Below are 16,018 nucleotides of genomic sequence, written 5' to 3' on the forward strand. Positions count from 1 at the left end.
GTGCGCTCTTCAAGGAAGGTAGCAACATGCTCGATCTGACCGGCCGCAAGGCACTCGTCACCGGTGCATCCGGCGGCATCGGCGAAGAAATCGCCCGCATCCTGCACAAGCAGGGCGCCATCGTTGGCCTGCACGGCACCCGCATCGAAAAGCTCGAGGCGCTTGCCGGCGAACTTGGCGACCGCGTCAAACTGTTCCCCGCCAATCTCGCCGACCGCGACGAGGTCAAGGCGCTGGGCCAGAAGGCCGAGGCCGAACTCGAAGGCGTCGACATCCTGGTCAACAATGCCGGCATCACCAAGGACGGGCTGTTCGTGCGCATGTCCGACGCCGACTGGGACCAGGTCATCGAGATCAACCTGACGGCGATGTTCCGCCTGACACGCGAGCTGACGCACCCGATGATGCGCCGCCGTCATGGCCGCATCATCAACATCACCTCGGTGGTGGGGGTCACCGGCAATCCCGGCCAGACCAACTACTGCGCCTCCAAGGCCGGCATGATCGGCTTCTCCAAGTCGCTGGCGCAGGAGATCGCCACCCGCAACATCACCGTCAACTGCGTGGCACCGGGCTTCATCGAATCGGCAATGACCGAGAAGCTCAACGACAAGCAAAAAGAGGCGATCATGGCCGCGATCCCGGCCAAGCGCATGGGAACCGGCAAGGAAGTTGCCTCGGCCGTTGCCTATCTCGCTTCCGACGAAGCGGCCTACGTCACCGGCCAGACAATCCACGTCAATGGCGGCATGGCGATGATCTGATTGGGCAATTGGCCGGGATAACCGGCCCTTTTGCCTTGGACGCGGTGAATTTTTCGTGTATTGCCGCGCTCCATCAGGTGGCCAGGACGAAACCCGACCGCCGCCCGAGCGCTTGGGAAAGCGTAGATTACAGCTTGATTAGCGGCAATCCGCCCGCTAACGAAGACCTAACAACACCAGACTGAGGATGCCCACATGAGTGACACCGCAGAGCGCGTCAAGAAGATCGTCATTGAACATCTTGGCGTCGACGCCGACAAGGTGACGGAAGCTGCGAGCTTCATCGACGATCTGGGCGCGGACAGCCTCGACACGGTCGAGCTCGTCATGGCTTTCGAAGAAGAATTCGGCGTCGAGATCCCCGATGACGCGGCCGAGACCATCCTCACCGTTGGCGACGCCGTGAAGTACATCGACAAGGCTTCGGCCTGAGCGATCGCGAATTGTCAGGGATGCCTGCGATGAGGCGTGTGGTCGTCACAGGCCTTGGCCTGCTTTCACCGTTCGGCATGGGCTACGAGCACGGCTGGAAAGAGCTTCTTTCCGGCCGCAGCGCAGCCCGGCGGATCACGGAGTTCGAGGTCGACGACCTCGCGTGCAAGATCGCCAATGTCATCCCTCGCGGTGATGGCTCCAACAACACCTTCAATCCCGAAGCGGTCCTTGAACCCAAGGAACTGCGCAAGATCGGCGACTTCATCCTGTACGGGATCGCGGCCGCCGACGAAGCATTGAAGGATTCGGGTTGGCAGCCAAAGACGCCGGACGAACAGAATTCGACCGGCGTCATGATCGGCTCGGGCATCGGTGGCATTGACGGCATCGCCGAAAATGCCCTGATCCTCAAGGAACGCGGCCCGCGCCGCATCAGCCCCTTCTTCATTCCAGGCCAGATCATCAATCTGGTTTCCGGCCAGGTTTCTATCCGGCACGGGCTCAAGGGCCCGAACCATGCCGTGGTCACCGCCTGCTCTACCGGCGCGCACGCCATTGGCGATGCTGCCCGCCTGATCATGTTCGGCGATGCCGACGTGATGGTGGCCGGCGGTGCCGAAGCACCGGTAACGCGCCTGTCGCTCGCCGGCTTTGCCGCCTGCAAGGCGCTCTCGACCGACCGCAACGACGATCCGGAAAAGGCTTCGCGCCCCTATGACCGCGACCGTGACGGCTTCGTCATGGGCGAGGGTGCCGGCGTTGTCGTTCTCGAAGAACTCGAGCATGCGAAGGCGCGCGGCGCCAAGATCTATGCCGAAGTTGTCGGCTATGGCCTGACCGGCGATGCCCATCACATCACGGCTCCCGCCGAGGATGGCGATGGCGCCTTCCGCTGCATGACGGCCGCCCTCAAGCGCGCCAACCTGACGCCTGCCGACATCGACTACATCAACGCCCATGGTACCTCGACCATGGCCGATACGATCGAGCTCGGCGCTGTCGAGCGTCTCGTCGGCAACGCCGCCTCCAAGGTGTCGATGTCGTCGACCAAGTCGTCGATCGGCCACCTGCTGGGTGCTGCCGGAGCGGCAGAAGCGATCTTCTCGATCCTCGCCATCCGCGACAACATCGTGCCGGCGACGATCAATCTCGACAATCCAGAGCGCGAGACGGCCATCGATCTGGTGCCGAACAAGCCGCGCAACCGGCAGGTCGACGTCGCCCTGTCGAACTCCTTCGGCTTCGGCGGCACCAACGCCTCGCTGGTATTCCAGCGCTTCAACGGCTGATAGGTTGTGGGAAGGGGCCCGTTGAGGGCCCTTTGCCGTGATTTTTGCCACATTCAAGCCTAGTCTCCCGGCGGGGATTCGACGCAAGAGGGAGTGGCGAGGCAAGATGAGCATCAATACGCCAGGTCAGGGAGAGGGCGCACCACGCGCCGCACCGGCCAGTCCGATCGTTCCAAAGACCGCGCAGGAAGCGTTGCGGCCGGAAGCCGGCACGCCGCCGCCCTCCAAGCGCTCGCGCGCCTCGCGCAACCAGATCGTCGTGTTCCTGAATTTCATGATGTCGACGGCGGTGCTGGTCATCCTCGCCGGTGGTGCTGCGCTCTATTTCGGCAAGCAGGAATTTGGCGGCGCGGGCCCTTCGACGGTGCCGGCGACCTTCCTGGTCAAGCCGAGCACCGGCGTGCAGGACATCGCCGACCAGCTCGAGCGGCGCGGCCTGATCAGCGACGCCCGCATCTTCCGCATGGGCGTGCGCGCTTATGGCAATGACGGTGCGCTCAAGGCCGGCGAATATGAGATCCAGGCCGGTGCTTCGATGCACGACATCATGGAGCTGTTGAAGAGCGGCAAGTCGGTGCAGTATTCGCTGACCATCCCTGAGGGGCTGACCGTCGAGCAGGCCTGGAAGCGCATTGCCGAGCAGGAAGCGCTGAGCGGCGACATGCCGGCCGAGATGCCCCCGGAGGGTGCGCTTGCCGCCGACACGCAGCGCTTCACCCGCGGCCTGACGCGCCAGCAGATCGTCAACAAGATGCTGGCCGACCAGAAGGAACTGGTCGAGACCATCTGGGCCCGGCGCTCGCCCGACCTGCCGCTCGCCGACGTCAACGAGTTCGTGACGCTGGCGTCGATCGTCGAGAAGGAAACGGCGCGCGGCGACGAGCGCTCACGCGTCGCGGCGGTGTTCATCAACCGCCTCAACAAGGGCATGCGGCTGCAGTCCGATCCGACGATCATCTATGGCATCTTCGGCGGCAAGGGTAAGCCGGCCGACAGGCCGATCTATCGCTCCGACATCGACAAGCCGACGCCTTACAACACCTACACCATCAAGGGCCTGCCGCCGACGCCGATCGCCAATCCGGGCAAGGCCTCGCTCGAGGCCGTGGCCAATCCGTCGAAGACCAAGGACCTCTACTTCGTTGCCGACGGTTCGGGCGGGCACGTCTTTGCCGAGACGCTGGACGAGCACAACGAGAACGTTGCCCGCTGGCGTGCCTTCCAGCGCAAGGTCGTCGAGGACGAGAAGGCGGCAGACGAGGCCGATCCGGCCAAGAAAGACGCTGCGACCACCAACGCCGTCAAGAAGTAAGAACAGGCTGCCTTGCGCCGTTCCAGGGGCAAGGCACGCTGCAAGACAGGAACGCGCTGCCCAGATGACCCTCCAGAGCATGACAGGCTTCGCCCGCGTGGCCGCCGAGCACGACGGGACGGCGATCGCCTGGGAGGTGAAGTCGGTCAACGGCAAGAGCGTCGATGTGCGCCTGCGCCTGCCGCAGGGCTTCGAGCGGCTCGAACCGGCAGTCAGGCAAGCCATCCAGAAGCGCTTTTCGCGCGGCAATGTGCAGGCGACGCTGACCGTCAGCCGCATGGCCGGCGCGATGGTGCAACCTGTCATCAACGAAGTGTTCCTGCGCGACGTCGCTGAGCTCGCCACCCGCTTGGTCAAGCAATATGGCGCGGCCCCTGCCAGTGCCGACGGGTTGCTTGCGCTGCGCGGCGTGTTCGACGTGCCTGAAACCGTCGAGACCGAAGAGCAGCGGGCAGCGATCGACGCTGTGATCATGAATGGCCTGGAAAAGGGCCTCGCCGGGCTCGTCGAGGCGCGCAAGGCCGAGGGCGAGGCGCTGCGGTCGTTGCTGTCGGATCACATCGCGACCATCGAGACGCTGACCTTGCAGGCCGAAGCCGACCCGTCGCGCGAGCCGGCGCAGATCCGCCAGCGCCTGGCCGAACAGGTGCGGCTGCTGCTTGAAGCATCACCCGCGCTCGACGAGACGCGGCTCAACATGGAAGCGGCGTTCCTGGCCACCAAGGCCGACATCCGCGAGGAGATCGACCGGTTGAAGACCCATGTCGCCTCCGGGCGGACGCTGCTTGCCGGCGGCGGCGCGATCGGCCGGAAGCTCGATTTTCTGGCGCAGGAATTCAACCGCGAATCGAATACGCTGTGTTCGAAGTCGAATGCCGCCGCAGTGACCGCCATCGGGCTGGAACTGAAGGCCGTCGTCGATCAGTTCCGCGAGCAAGTTCAGAATCTGGAGTAGCGCATGAGCGCCGAGACCCCATCCATCGTCATCAAGCGGCGCGGCTTGATGCTGGTATTGTCGTCGCCGTCGGGCGCCGGCAAGTCGACCATCTCGCGCAACCTGATCGAAACCGATCCGGAGCTGAAGCTGTCGGTCAGCGTCACCACCCGTCCGCGCCGCGGCAGCGAGATCGACGGCGCCCACTATCATTTTACCTCGAAGCGCGAGTTCGAGCTGTTGCGCGACAATGACGCGCTGCTCGAATGGGCCGAGGTGCACGGCAATTTCTATGCGACGCCGCGCGAGCCGGTCGAGCTCGCCATGTCACAGGGCCGCGACATGCTGTTCGATATCGACTGGCAGGGCGCCAAGCAGCTCAAGGAAAAGATGCGCGGCGACATCGTCTCGATCTTCATCCTGCCGCCGTCGATGGGCGAGCTGAAGGCCCGTCTCAAGCGCCGCGCCGAGGACCAGGACGCGGTGATCGAAACGCGGCTGAAGAACGCCCGCGACGAGATCGAGCACTGGGGCGAATACGACTATGTCGTGATCAACGAAGACCTCAACCGTGCCTTCGCCGAAGTGCGGGCGATCGTCGCCTCAGAACGCCTGCGCCGCGACCGCCGGCCCGGCCTGTTCGACTTCGTTTCGAAGCTGCTCGACGAGAAGATTTGACGTTTTTCCTTTTCCTCTGTGGGAGAAGGAGATCAGACGGCCTTTGACAGTGCGACGAATTCTTCGACGCTGAGCGTTTCGGCGCGGCGGGTCGGGTCGATGCCGACAGCTTCCAGAAGCTTTTCGCCGCCCATGCTTTTCAGGCTCTGGCGCAGCATCTTGCGGCGCTGGCCGAAGGCTGCCTCGGTAACCCGGCCAAGCACCTTCACATCGGCCGCCAGCGGCTCCCTGCGCGGCTCCAGATGGATGACCGACGAGGTCACCTTGGGCGGCGGCGTGAAGGCCTGCGGAGGCACGTCGAAGGCGATGCGCGCGTCGGTGCGCCAGCCCGCTAGCACGCCGAGCCGGCCGAAGGCGGAGCTGGCAGGCTTGGCCACGATGCGCTCGGCGACCTCGCGCTGGAACATCAGCGTCAGCGACTGGTAGAAGGGCGGCCAGGCCTCGACGGTCAGCCAGCGGACCAGCAACTCAGTGCCGATGTTGTACGGCAGGTTGGCCACGATCTTGACCGGCTCGCCGCCGGCGAGGCCTGCGAAATCGGTTTTCAGCGCATCGCCTGACACCACCTCGAGCCGCCCCGGATAATGATCGGAAACCTCGGCAAGGGCGGCCAGGCAGCGCTCGTCGCGCTCGATGGCGATGACCCGTTTGGCGCCATGCATCAAGAGTGCCCGCGTCAAGCCACCGGGGCCGGGGCCGACCTCGATGACGGTGACGCCGGTCAGGTCGCCGGCGGCGCGTGCCACCTTGCCGGTGAGGTTGAGGTCGAGCAGGAAGTTCTGGCCAAGCGCCTTCTTGGCCTGCAGGCCATGGCGCTCGATGACGTCGCGAAGCGGCGGCAGGCCGTCGATGCTAGTCGTACTGCTCATGCGGGCTTCGCCTCTATGTCTGCCAGCAGCCTGGCCAGCTTCAGCGCGGCGATCAGGCTGTCGGGCCGGGCGATGCCTTTGCCCGCGATGTCGAAGGCGGTGCCGTGGTCGGGTGAGGTGCGCACGAAGGGCAGGCCGAGCGTGACGTTGACCGTCTCGTCGAAGGCGAGCGTCTTGGCCGGGATCAGTGCCTGGTCGTGATACATGCAGATCGCCGCGTCGTAGCCGGCGCGCGCGCGGGCGTGGAAAATCGTGTCGGCGGGCAGGGGGCCGAAGGCATCGATGCCTTCCGCCTTCAGCGCCTCGACGGCAGGGCGGATGACGCGCTCGTCCTCGTAGCCCATGGCCCCGCCTTCGCCGGCATGCGGGTTGAGGCCCGACACCGCGATGCGCGGGCTGGCGATGCCGAAGCGGGCGCGCAAGTCACGTGCGGTGATACGCACGGTCTCGACGATGGCGTCTGTCGTCAGCGCCTTCGGCACCTCTGCCAGCGCGATGTGGATGGTCACCGGCACCGCGCGCAGCTCGGGCCCGGCAAGCATCATGACAGGGGTGGTGTCGATGCCGGTCCGCTCGGTCGCGAGATGAGCGAGATATTCGGTATGGCCGGGAAAGCGGAAGCCGGCGTCATAGAGCGGCTTCTTGGCGATCGGGCAGGTGACGACGGCTGCAGCGCGGCCTTCGAAGGTGTCGGCGACAGCACGGTCAATGGCCTCGATGATGCCGGCGGCGTTGGCCTTGTCGGGCTGGCTGGGCGTATCGATCAGAGCGGCCGCGAGCGGAACCACTGGCAGGGCATGGGCGAAGGCTTTGGCAGCACCGGCGGGATCGGTTTCGACGATGGCGACGTCAACGCCCAAGGCGCGCGCGCGCGCCGCAATGAGCTTCGGGTCAGCAAGCAGATAGAAGGGCGGCACGCTAAACGCGCTACGCTGCCGCCAGGCGGCGACAGCGATTTCGGGACCAATGCCCGAGGGATCGCCCGACGTCAGCGCCAGCGGCAAGCTATGGCCTGTCACGGCCTAGCGGGTGACGATGCGAGCCTTGGCCCGCAGCTCTTCGAGGTACTTCTTGTTGAGCTCGTCGGCCTTTGCGTCGCCCTGCTTGCCTGCACCCTCGGCCTGGAAGACCATCTGGGCGACCTTGTCGTCGGAGACTTCGCGCGAGCTGCAGACGCCGATGAACTCGACGCCGCGATCGGTTTCGCGCACCGGCGTAGCGCCTCCGACCTTGAGCTTCTTGATCTCCTCTGCCCATTCCGGCGGCAGCTGCGGGGCGATGACACGGCCAAGGTCGCGCACGGTGACGTCGAGCAGGCCCTTGGCGAACTCGCGCGTCTGCTCGCAGCCATTGAAGCGGCCACGCATGGCATCCGCCTCGCGCTTGCGCTTGGCGATCGTGCCGCGCTCGGAAGCGGGAACGACAAAGATCACCTGCTGCAGCATGTATTCGGTAGCGCTCGGCTTGGCGCCGCCCTGCTGCAACATGCGGCGTACCGCGTCCTGCTCGGTCGACATGCCGCCACCGCCGTCAGCCGAACGGAAACGGGCGCCGAGCGCCTGGTTCCAGCCCATCTGGGCGCGGATGTAGTCCTTGAAGTGGCTGGCGGTCACGCCGGCCTGGCCCAGAATCTGGTCCATCTGCGCCGGCTTGAGCTTGTTGGAACCGGCAAAGCGCGCATAGGCGTCTTCGACCTGCTTGTCGGAGATGCGGATGTTGAGCCGTTTCATCTCGGCGACGCGCAGCGTCTGCTCGATCATTTCCTGGCCGGCATCGCCCTTGCGCTTCTGCAGCTTGAGGAAAGCCGCGCGGCGCTGGATGTCGTAGCTGGTGATCGGCACATCATTGACGATGTACTTGATCTCGCTTGCCTGAGCCGGCGGTGCATAGGCGGTGATCGAAAGCGACGTCGCCGCCACGAGCAGGGCAAAGCCTGCCGAAAAGAGGTGCTTCCGCATAAAAATAAGTCCCGTTCAAACCCCAAATCCGGACATTGCCCGGATACGTGCCCCGTCATTGGCCGCGTTATGCGGCAAAACGATGTCAGGCCGCCCCTGCCGCCGTCCCGTCACTGCCTTAGAAGGCGCTCGTCGCCGTGCCGAAGTCGCCAATCGTGCGGAACGAGATGTTGAAGCCGACGGTGCGCGAGACGTCGTCAGGCTTATTGTGATCACGGCTCTCGGAATAGGACATCATGTAGGTGAAGCACTCGTCGTCATAAGCGAAGCCGAGGCCATTCTTGACGAGCAGGTCGCCCTTGATGTCGTAGGTACCGGAGCCGAACACCCGCCACTCGTCGTTGAAGCGGGCGGTGGCGCCAAGGGTGACTTCATGACGGTCATTGGCAAAGCCGTAGAGCGGCTGCGCCTCGATGAAGGCATAGCGCGCCGACACGGCAAGGGGACGCGCATCGAGGCCGACCTTCATCTCGGCGCGGCGAACATCGAAGGTGCGTTCGTCGAAGCGGCCGCTGACCGAAGCCGAGAATCCGTTCGGGCTGGCGATGCCGGCCAGGGCTACGTAGTCGGAGGTATCGGTCTCAAGGCCGGAATAGGCGCCGGCATTGACGAGATCAGGCGCGGCGAACGAATTGTCGCCGGCAAGATGATACGACTGGCCGACAAGCGCGTTGGTGGTCCAGCCATTGTTGAAGCTGCCGGAATAGCGCAGGCCGAGATTGGCGCGTGTGCCGCCTTCCATGCGATCGTAGCCGGAGAACTTGTCGCGTTCGAACAGCGAGGCCGCGTCGAAGACGAAGCTCTGCGCATCCTCATTGGGGATGCCGAGGGCGCTGATATGGCTTTCGCTCGGACGGGCAAAGATCTGGGCCATCGGCTCGAGCACATGGGTCGAACTGGTCGATGAGAACAGCACCGGCCAGCGCAGCTCCAGACCAAGGGTAGCCATGTAGCGGAACAGCGACGAGCGCACGTCGTCGGCAACGTTGATCCGGGGATCGGCGGCCATGTTGTCGATGGCGGTAAGCGAGGCGCTGGACGCATCGACATAGCTGCCGTCGGCACGGAAGGCGAGCAGGGGCGTTACCAAAAGGCCGCCATCGGTGATGATGGTGCGTTTCCACTCAGCTTCGGCAGTGATGCGGCTCGACGTGCCTTCGATGCCGTGAACCGTCGGACCATTCGCAGCCGCAAGGCCCGCATCGAGGTCCGAGCGTTGGATGACGCGAGCGTTGAGGTCGAAGGAGAGCTCACCGCCGGCCACCGGGGTGTCGGGGATGTAGGCATAGTCGAGCGACGGCAGCACCCAGGGCTGCTTGTCGGCACGCGCATTGGGATCGGTGTCGAGCGCTTCTTCCTGGACCTGGAAACGCATGGCGCGCAGGTCGAAGTAGTTACGGTCGTTGAGACCGGTCAGGTAGACTTCCGAGCGGTGCGTGCTGCCGGAGAAGCCATCGATGCCATAGGTGCGCGAGAAATTCTTGTCCGACTGGGCAAGGATGTTCCAGCCGAAGGCCCAGCGCGGGTTGAGGTCGAAATGACCTTTCGTGCCGACCATGCCGCGCAGCTTGTTTTCGTCGCCGGCCGGGCCGCGATCGACCGTGTTGGGGTCGAACTTGTCCGGGTTCATCTGGTGGATGCCGGCGATCTTCAGGCTGTATTGGCCGTTGTTGAAGCGCTGGCGCCACTCGGCCTCGCCAAGGAAACCCTGGCGGGTGTAGCCGGTGCCCTTGATGGTGAGATCATATGTCGGCGAAAGCGCGAAATAATAGGGGATCGAAACGCCGACGCCGAGCTCGCTCTTGTAGCTGACGCCGGGCATCAGGAAGCCGCTCTTGCGCTTGACCGTCGGGTCGGCAATCTCGAAGGCCGGCAGGAAGGCGATCGGGAAGCCGAAGAACTCGAAGTTCGAGTTCTCGAATCGCACAGTCTTCTTCTGGCCGTTCCAGATGATTTTCTGCGCCTTGACGCGCCAGATCGGTGCCTTGTCGGGCTTTTGCTCGCAAGGTTCGCAGGCGGTGTAGACGCCGTTGTTGAACGTCGTCAGGAAGCCGCCCTCGCGCTTGGCGCTTTCGGCGGCGAAATAGGTCTTGTCGACGGTCTCGATGCGCAGCGTATTGACGAAGCCGTCGGCGAAATCGTCGGTGATATCGATCTCTTGCGAGAAGATCTTGGTGCCGTCCGAATTGACGACCTCGACATTGCCGCTGGCGACCAGCCGCGACGTCTTGCGATCATAAGTGACGCGCTGGGCAACGAGTCGGTTGCCGGCATAGTCGATCTGCACGCCGCCCACCGCAGTCACGGTGTTGGCGTCGTTGTCATAGACGAGCGTGTCCGCCTCTAGCAGCATCTGCGCGCCTTCCGGCACGCTGGGTGCGAGGTCGGCGACAGTCTGTGCGAAAGCAGGTGCGGACGGCAACGCGACCGCAAACAGGCACGCGAGCGCAGTCGCGCCCAAAAGGCCTGCCATATGGGCCCTGCGGTTGGCCATTGCGCCCCTCACCTAACCGTCCTCTTTGTAGAGCAGGAAAGTCACCCCGAAAAACATTGCGACCACTACTGGAAACCATGCCGCAATATAAGTCGGCACGAATCCCGCATTGCCAAATGCTTTGACCAGAACCGAAACGACATAAAGCAGAAAGCCGGCGACGACGCCACCCAAAATCATCGTTGCTGACTGCCCCATACGTGCAAATCGCATCGACACTGTTGCAGCAATGAGAGTCATTGCAACCAAAAGGAAGGGCAGCGCCACAAGTGAATGAAATTGCATGGCGAATGCGTTGGCCCGGAGGCCGAAGGAACGGGCCACTTCGATCTTTGAAGGCAGCTCGAAGAAGGGAATTGTTTCGGGCCGCGCCAGCCGTTCCTGGACGAATTCAGGCTTCAGATTGGTGGGCACCTGATCGACCGGCTGGGAGGTGAAATTCTTGCCGCCCTTCATGCTGCGGACGTTGACCAATTCCCAGTGGCCGTCACGCAGATAGGCGCGCTCGGCGTCCTTGCGTTCGACCATGTCGCCCTTGTCGTCGAAGATGAAGAACACCGCATCCGACAGCTCGAGACCCTGGTTGAGCACTGCCCGGGCACCGATGATCACTTCGGTGCCGTCGGCCTTCTGCCGCAACCAGGGCGCCGAAAACGCCGAAACCGAATTGGACTGGCGCGAGCGCAGCTCGGATTCGATGGTCTCGGAATGCGAGAAGCCGTATGCCGCGATCGGATTGAGGATGCCGACGGTGACCAGGCCGAACAGCAGCGCGCCGATGCAGCAGGGCAAAAGGAACTGCCAGGCCGAGATGCCTGCGGCACGCGCGATGACCAGCTCATAGCGCCGGTTGAGCGAAACCAGCGTCGCCATGGCGCTGAACAGGGCCACGAACGGCACCGTCTGCTGCATGATCATCGGCACGCGAAGGGCTGAAACCGTCATGGCGATCGAAAACTTGAAGCCCGGCAGGCCGCCGACATTGCTCGAGAATTCGGTGACGTCGATGATGAAGATCAGCGCATAGATGCCGATGAAGAACCACGTCGTGATGACGGCGTAGCGGACGAGGAAATAGCGGCCAAGCGTCCAGCCCATCATGCCGCTCCCTGGCCGGAAGCGCGGCCTGTGAGGCGCTGGCGGAAGGCGGCGAAGCGGTCGCGTAGCCGCGCTGCGAATGCCGTCAACCGGTCAGCGACCGAGACAGGCAGTTCCAAGGCGCGGTGGCCGCGGATGAACCAGAGGGCAAACAGCGAGGCGCCGATGGGAATGGCGTAGACGACATAGCCGATCCAGGCCGCTGCCTCGGCCTTGCTGTTGGCGAAGAAGCCGAGCCAGCGGAAGAACAGCGCTATCGTCACTGTCGTGACCAGCGGGTGGATTCGCGCCTCGCGGTGCGAGCGTGCGTCGCCGGCGACGGCAAGTGCTATGAAGGCGAAGGCGATTGAATAGAGCCAGTCGGAGAAGCGGCGGTTGAGTTCGGCGTCGAACAGGCGCGGGTTGCGCTGGTAGAATTTGTCATCGTGCTGCGGCTGCATCAGATAGGACGTCGAGCGGTCCTTCGGCTGCATGGTGACTTCATTGGCGGCAGCAGAAAACTCACTAAGATCAAACGCGTAGGAGTCAAAGCTGATGACCGAGACTTCGCCGCCCGGCGCCTTGCGGTGAATGACGCCTTCATTCATCACCAGCATCTGTTTCTTGTTACGTTCGATGAACGAGCCGTCCTTGGCGTAGTAGACGAGGTCGACATTGGGCTCGCGCGAATCGGCGACGAAGATGCCGCCCAGCCCGCCATTGGGCAGGCGCTCGCCGACCTGCACGAACAGGCCTTCGTCGACCTTGCGGAAGGTGCCTTCCTGGATGATCAGCGACAGAAGGTCAGCGCGCGACGTCGCGATAAGCTCCCGGTTGCGCTGGCGCGCCATCGGGTTGGCGACGTTGTCGACGATGAAGGAGAACATCGCGGCGCACACCGCAAGGATGAGAATCGGTCGGATGACGGTGAGCCGCGAGGCGCCCGCGGCATTGAGGATCACCAGCTCGGAATCGCTGTTCATGGTGCTCAGCGTCAGTGCCACCGCGATGATGACGGCAAACGGCACGACGATAGGAATGACGGTCGGCAGGATGAGGGCCGCGACCTCGAAGAAGGTCAGCGCCGACTGGCCGCTGTCGGTAACAAGGTCGATGCGTCCGAGGACCTGGGTGGTCCAGACGATCGCCAATGTCCACGTCAACGCCGCGATGAAAACCGCGAACGCACGACGCAGAATGTAGCGCTCAACAACCTTCATCGATGATCAGGATTCCGTGTTTCCGACTTGGCCGGCCGACAGGGCGTCGCTTGGCCGGTGGGTGTCTAAACTATAGTCCAAGGCAAGCCGGCACAACTGCCGTCAACGCCGCCAACACTTTCTCCCGCCATCGGGAGTCTCGTCGCCAATGGCTAAGAAACGCCGAACGGAGGTGGTTAACGCAAGGTTTCCGAACAATTTTCAGCTTTAATCATATCGAGGGAAGATGACGGGAGGCTTGCCAAACCTGTGAAAACGACGAAATGTCGCGCACCATCTGAACGGGATCCGAAAGCGGGATATCATGACTTCTAAGCCGTCGATCAGTTTTGCCAAGCCGGGCACGCCCAAGAAGGGCACCGTCATCGTCTTTTCCGCCGACGAGGGCGGGCTGAGCGATGCGGCACGTGCCAGTGATCCGGCCAAGGCGCTCGATCGTGCTTTCCCCGTTGCCGACTTCAACGGCAAATTCGCAGGCGTGGTCGAACTCCTGGCGCCCGAGGGCACGGCGGTTGACCGGCTCGTTGCCATCGGAACCGGCAAGGCGTCGGCGCTCGACGAATATGCCTGGCTGAAGCTCGGCGGCGTGGTTGCCGCGCAGCTGCGTAAGGCGACTGAAGTAGCCGTGATCCTCGACATTCCGGGCGTGACAGCCGATGGCGCGGCCGCGGCAGGCATTGCCGCCGGCATCCAGCTCCGGAGCTACAGCTTCGACAAATACAAAACCAAGAAGGATAATGGCGACGGCAAGGCCGACGACAAGAAGCCGGCCAAGATCACCATCCACTGCGCCGATCCGGCGGCCGCCAAGAAGGCCTTTGCCGACGCCGAGGCTGTCGTTGGCGGCGTACTGCTTGCCCGCGACCTCGTCAACGAGCCTGCCAACATCCTTGGCCCAGTCGAGTTCGCCGCCCAGGCCAAGGAACTCGAGAAGCTCGGCGTCAAGGTCGAGATCCTGACCGAGAAGGAAATGAAGAAGCTCGGCATGGGCTCGCTGCTCGGCGTCGCCCAGGGTTCGGTGCGTCCGCCGCGCCTCGCGGTCATGCAGTGGAACGGCGGCAAGGCCAAGGACAAGCCGGTGGCCTTCGTTGGCAAGGGCGTGACGTTCGATTCGGGTGGCGTGTCGATCAAGCCGGCTGCTGGCATGGAAGACATGAAGGGCGACATGGGTGGCGCTGCGGCCGTCACCGGCCTGATGCAGGCGCTCGCCGCGCGCAAGGCCAAGGTCAATGCCGTCGGCATCATCGGTCTGGTCGAGAACATGGTCGACGGCAACGCCCAGCGTCCGGGCGACATCGTCACCTCGATGTCGGGCCAGACCATCGAAGTGCTCAACACCGATGCCGAAGGCCGCCTCGTGCTGGCCGACGCGCTCTGGTACTGCAACCAGCGTTTCGAGCCGAAGTTCATGGTCAACCTGGCGACGCTGACCGGTGCGATCATGGTCGCGCTCGGCCAGAGCCATGCCGGCCTGTTCTCCAACAACGACGAGCTTGCCGAGCGCCTGACCGCCTCGGGCACGGCGACGCAGGAGAAGCTGTGGCGCATGCCGCTCGGCTCGGAATACGACAAGCTGATCGATTCCAAGAATGCCGACATGAAGAACATCGGCGGCCGCTATGGCGGCTCGATCACCGCGGCCCAGTTCCTGCAGCGTTTCGTCAAGGAAACGCCCTGGGCGCATCTCGACATTGCCGGCACCGCCATGGGCTCGCCGACCAACGAGATCAACCAGTCCTGGGGTTCGGGCTACGGCGTGCGGCTGCTCGACAGGCTGGTGCGCGACCACTACGAAGGCTAAGGCTCAAGCTCCGGCAACCGCGCGTCATCAGCGCGGTTGCCTGTGAAGCTTCACCCGCGACTGGAATTGGGGCATAGCATTGCCTCATGGCTGAAGTGCTTTTCTACCACCTGACCGAATCGACTCTCGAGGATGCCTTGCCGGGCCTGCTCGAGCGCAGTCTGCAGCGTGGCTGGAAAGCGGTGGTGCAGACCGGCAGCGAAGAGCGCCGCGACGCGCTCGACCAGCATCTGTGGACCTTCCGGGACGATTCGTTTCTCGCCCATGGCAGCGACCGCGAGCCGCACGCCGCCGACCAGCCGGTGGTGCTGACGGTGACAGAAGCCAATCCCAACGCCGCTGAGATCCGTTTCCTCGTCGATGGCGCGTCGCCGCCCGACATCACGCCCTATCAGAGGGCGGTGTTCCTGTTCGACGGCCATGACGCGGCTCAGCTCGAAGGGGCGAGGGAGCACTGGAAGACAATGAAAGCTGCCGGCCACGCGGTGACCTACTGGCAGCAGGCGGCCGACAAGCGCTGGGAGCGCAAGGCCTGACGGGCGCGGCACACCAAGGGGCCGCCGCGCCGTGCCAAGCGACTATTTGGCAGCGCTCATCTCGCCGCCAAGATCCTTCTTGAAGGTCTCGAAATCGACCTGCATGCCGTTGAAGATGGTGCTCCAGTGGCGCGTCAGCGCTGCCATGGCGACCGCTTCCTGGATTTCCTGGTCGGTGGCACCCGCCTGTTTGGCGCTCTGCGTATCGGCCCAGATGCAATAGCTGCACGGGATCTGTGCGGCGACGGCGAGCGAGATCAGCGCCTTGGTCTTCGGCGGCAGCGCGGTCTTGTCGCTGAACTCGATGGCCTTGAGCTCCGACCATGCGCCGGGCAGGCCCGCTTTGGGGAACTGGCTGATGAAGCTTGGCACGCCGCCCATCGTCTTCTGGATGTCCTGGATGGTGGCGTCGTAGTCGTCGGCAAAAGCCGGCAACGGCATGATGGCAAGCGGAATGGTGAGGGCTGCGGCACCGGCCAGGACCGTCAACGTGCGGCGGAACGAGGCGAAGGTGTATGCGTCATATGCGGGCATGACTTCCTCCTCTGGATCATTTTCCCCTTACGGTGTAAGGTGTGCAAATTGATGATCCTTACAGTGTAAGTTGTCAAGGCGAGCGGATGGGCAGGGCGATCAACAAAAAGCGAGCGA

Annotated in this window: 15 protein-coding genes; 8 read left to right on the forward strand and 7 right to left on the reverse strand. The window is 63.7% G+C overall.

Annotated features, from left to right (window positions below; all coding sequences use genetic code 11):
* The first annotated feature begins 26 nt into the window (after positions 1-26).
* The 6 genes from fabG to gmk all read left to right on the forward strand — a co-directional run bounded on the left by fabG (position 27) and on the right by gmk (position 5,412).
* A complete protein-coding gene (gene fabG, locus ACSQ3E_RS08375) occupies positions 27-764 on the forward strand; it encodes a 3-oxoacyl-[acyl-carrier-protein] reductase (protein WP_115733903.1) in 738 nt (245 codons plus the stop codon).
* 195 nt (positions 765-959) lie between these two features.
* Positions 960-1,196 carry an acyl carrier protein gene (locus ACSQ3E_RS08380; RefSeq protein WP_055978681.1) on the forward strand — a complete coding sequence of 79 codons (237 nt, stop codon included), beginning with the start codon at positions 960-962 and terminating at the stop codon, positions 1,194-1,196.
* Between the two features lie 29 nt (positions 1,197-1,225).
* The gene (fabF, locus tag ACSQ3E_RS08385) at positions 1,226-2,488 is read left to right on the forward strand and encodes a beta-ketoacyl-ACP synthase II (protein ID WP_436122502.1); all 1,263 of its coding nucleotides are present in this window, start codon (positions 1,226-1,228) and stop codon (positions 2,486-2,488) included.
* Positions 2,489-2,594: 106 nt separating this feature from the next.
* Positions 2,595-3,800, forward strand: coding sequence for an endolytic transglycosylase MltG (gene mltG / locus ACSQ3E_RS08390; RefSeq protein WP_436122320.1), 1,206 nt, complete (start codon positions 2,595-2,597; stop codon positions 3,798-3,800).
* 64 nt (positions 3,801-3,864) lie between these two features.
* Positions 3,865-4,755, forward strand: a complete 891-nt coding sequence (locus ACSQ3E_RS08395) for a YicC/YloC family endoribonuclease (protein ID WP_436122321.1) — start codon at positions 3,865-3,867, stop codon at positions 4,753-4,755.
* Positions 4,756-4,758: 3 nt separating this feature from the next.
* The gene (gene gmk / locus ACSQ3E_RS08400; RefSeq protein ID WP_310324689.1) at positions 4,759-5,412 is read left to right on the forward strand and encodes a guanylate kinase; all 654 of its coding nucleotides are present in this window, start codon (positions 4,759-4,761) and stop codon (positions 5,410-5,412) included.
* 32 nt (positions 5,413-5,444) lie between these two features.
* Here the strand turns inward: gmk and rsmA are convergent, their stop codons facing one another.
* From rsmA to lptF, 6 genes are all read right to left on the reverse strand, one after another.
* On the reverse strand, positions 5,445-6,281 hold the full coding sequence (gene rsmA, locus ACSQ3E_RS08405; RefSeq protein WP_436122322.1) for a 16S rRNA (adenine(1518)-N(6)/adenine(1519)-N(6))-dimethyltransferase RsmA: 837 nt from the start codon (positions 6,279-6,281) through the stop codon (positions 5,445-5,447).
* Positions 6,278-7,300 carry a 4-hydroxythreonine-4-phosphate dehydrogenase PdxA gene (gene pdxA / locus ACSQ3E_RS08410; protein WP_436122323.1) on the reverse strand — a complete coding sequence of 341 codons (1,023 nt, stop codon included), beginning with the start codon at positions 7,298-7,300 and terminating at the stop codon, positions 6,278-6,280. The genes rsmA and pdxA overlap by 4 nt, the downstream gene beginning before the upstream one ends.
* A gap of 3 nt (positions 7,301-7,303) precedes the next feature.
* A complete protein-coding gene (locus ACSQ3E_RS08415; RefSeq protein WP_436122324.1) occupies positions 7,304-8,239 on the reverse strand; it encodes a peptidylprolyl isomerase in 936 nt (311 codons plus the stop codon).
* Between the two features lie 118 nt (positions 8,240-8,357).
* Positions 8,358-10,733, reverse strand: coding sequence for an LPS-assembly protein LptD (locus tag ACSQ3E_RS08420; RefSeq protein ID WP_436122325.1), 2,376 nt, complete (start codon positions 10,731-10,733; stop codon positions 8,358-8,360).
* A 12-nt stretch (positions 10,734-10,745) separates the two neighbouring features.
* Positions 10,746-11,834 carry an LPS export ABC transporter permease LptG gene (gene lptG / locus ACSQ3E_RS08425; protein ID WP_310324698.1) on the reverse strand — a complete coding sequence of 363 codons (1,089 nt, stop codon included), beginning with the start codon at positions 11,832-11,834 and terminating at the stop codon, positions 10,746-10,748.
* On the reverse strand, positions 11,831-13,030 hold the full coding sequence (lptF, locus tag ACSQ3E_RS08430; RefSeq protein WP_436122326.1) for an LPS export ABC transporter permease LptF: 1,200 nt from the start codon (positions 13,028-13,030) through the stop codon (positions 11,831-11,833). Before lptF ends, lptG begins: the two co-directional genes overlap by 4 nt.
* Before the next feature lie 304 nt (positions 13,031-13,334).
* On the opposite strand from lptF, the gene ACSQ3E_RS08435 reads away from it, so the two are divergent.
* Positions 13,335-14,831, forward strand: a complete 1,497-nt coding sequence (locus ACSQ3E_RS08435) for a leucyl aminopeptidase (protein ID WP_436122327.1) — start codon at positions 13,335-13,337, stop codon at positions 14,829-14,831.
* A gap of 86 nt (positions 14,832-14,917) precedes the next feature.
* Positions 14,918-15,367: a DNA polymerase III subunit chi gene (locus tag ACSQ3E_RS08440; RefSeq protein WP_436122328.1), complete on the forward strand. Its 450-nt coding sequence runs from the start codon at positions 14,918-14,920 to the stop codon at positions 15,365-15,367.
* 42 nt (positions 15,368-15,409) lie between these two features.
* On the opposite strand, the gene ACSQ3E_RS08445 is transcribed toward ACSQ3E_RS08440, so the two are convergent.
* Positions 15,410-15,901, reverse strand: a complete 492-nt coding sequence (locus ACSQ3E_RS08445; protein ID WP_436122329.1) for a carboxymuconolactone decarboxylase family protein — start codon at positions 15,899-15,901, stop codon at positions 15,410-15,412.
* Between the last annotated feature and the right edge of the window lie 117 nt (positions 15,902-16,018).

This window comes from Aminobacter sp. LjRoot7 (assembly GCF_964252895.1).
Taxonomy (GTDB): Bacteria; Pseudomonadota; Alphaproteobacteria; order Rhizobiales; family Rhizobiaceae; genus Aminobacter; species Aminobacter aminovorans_B.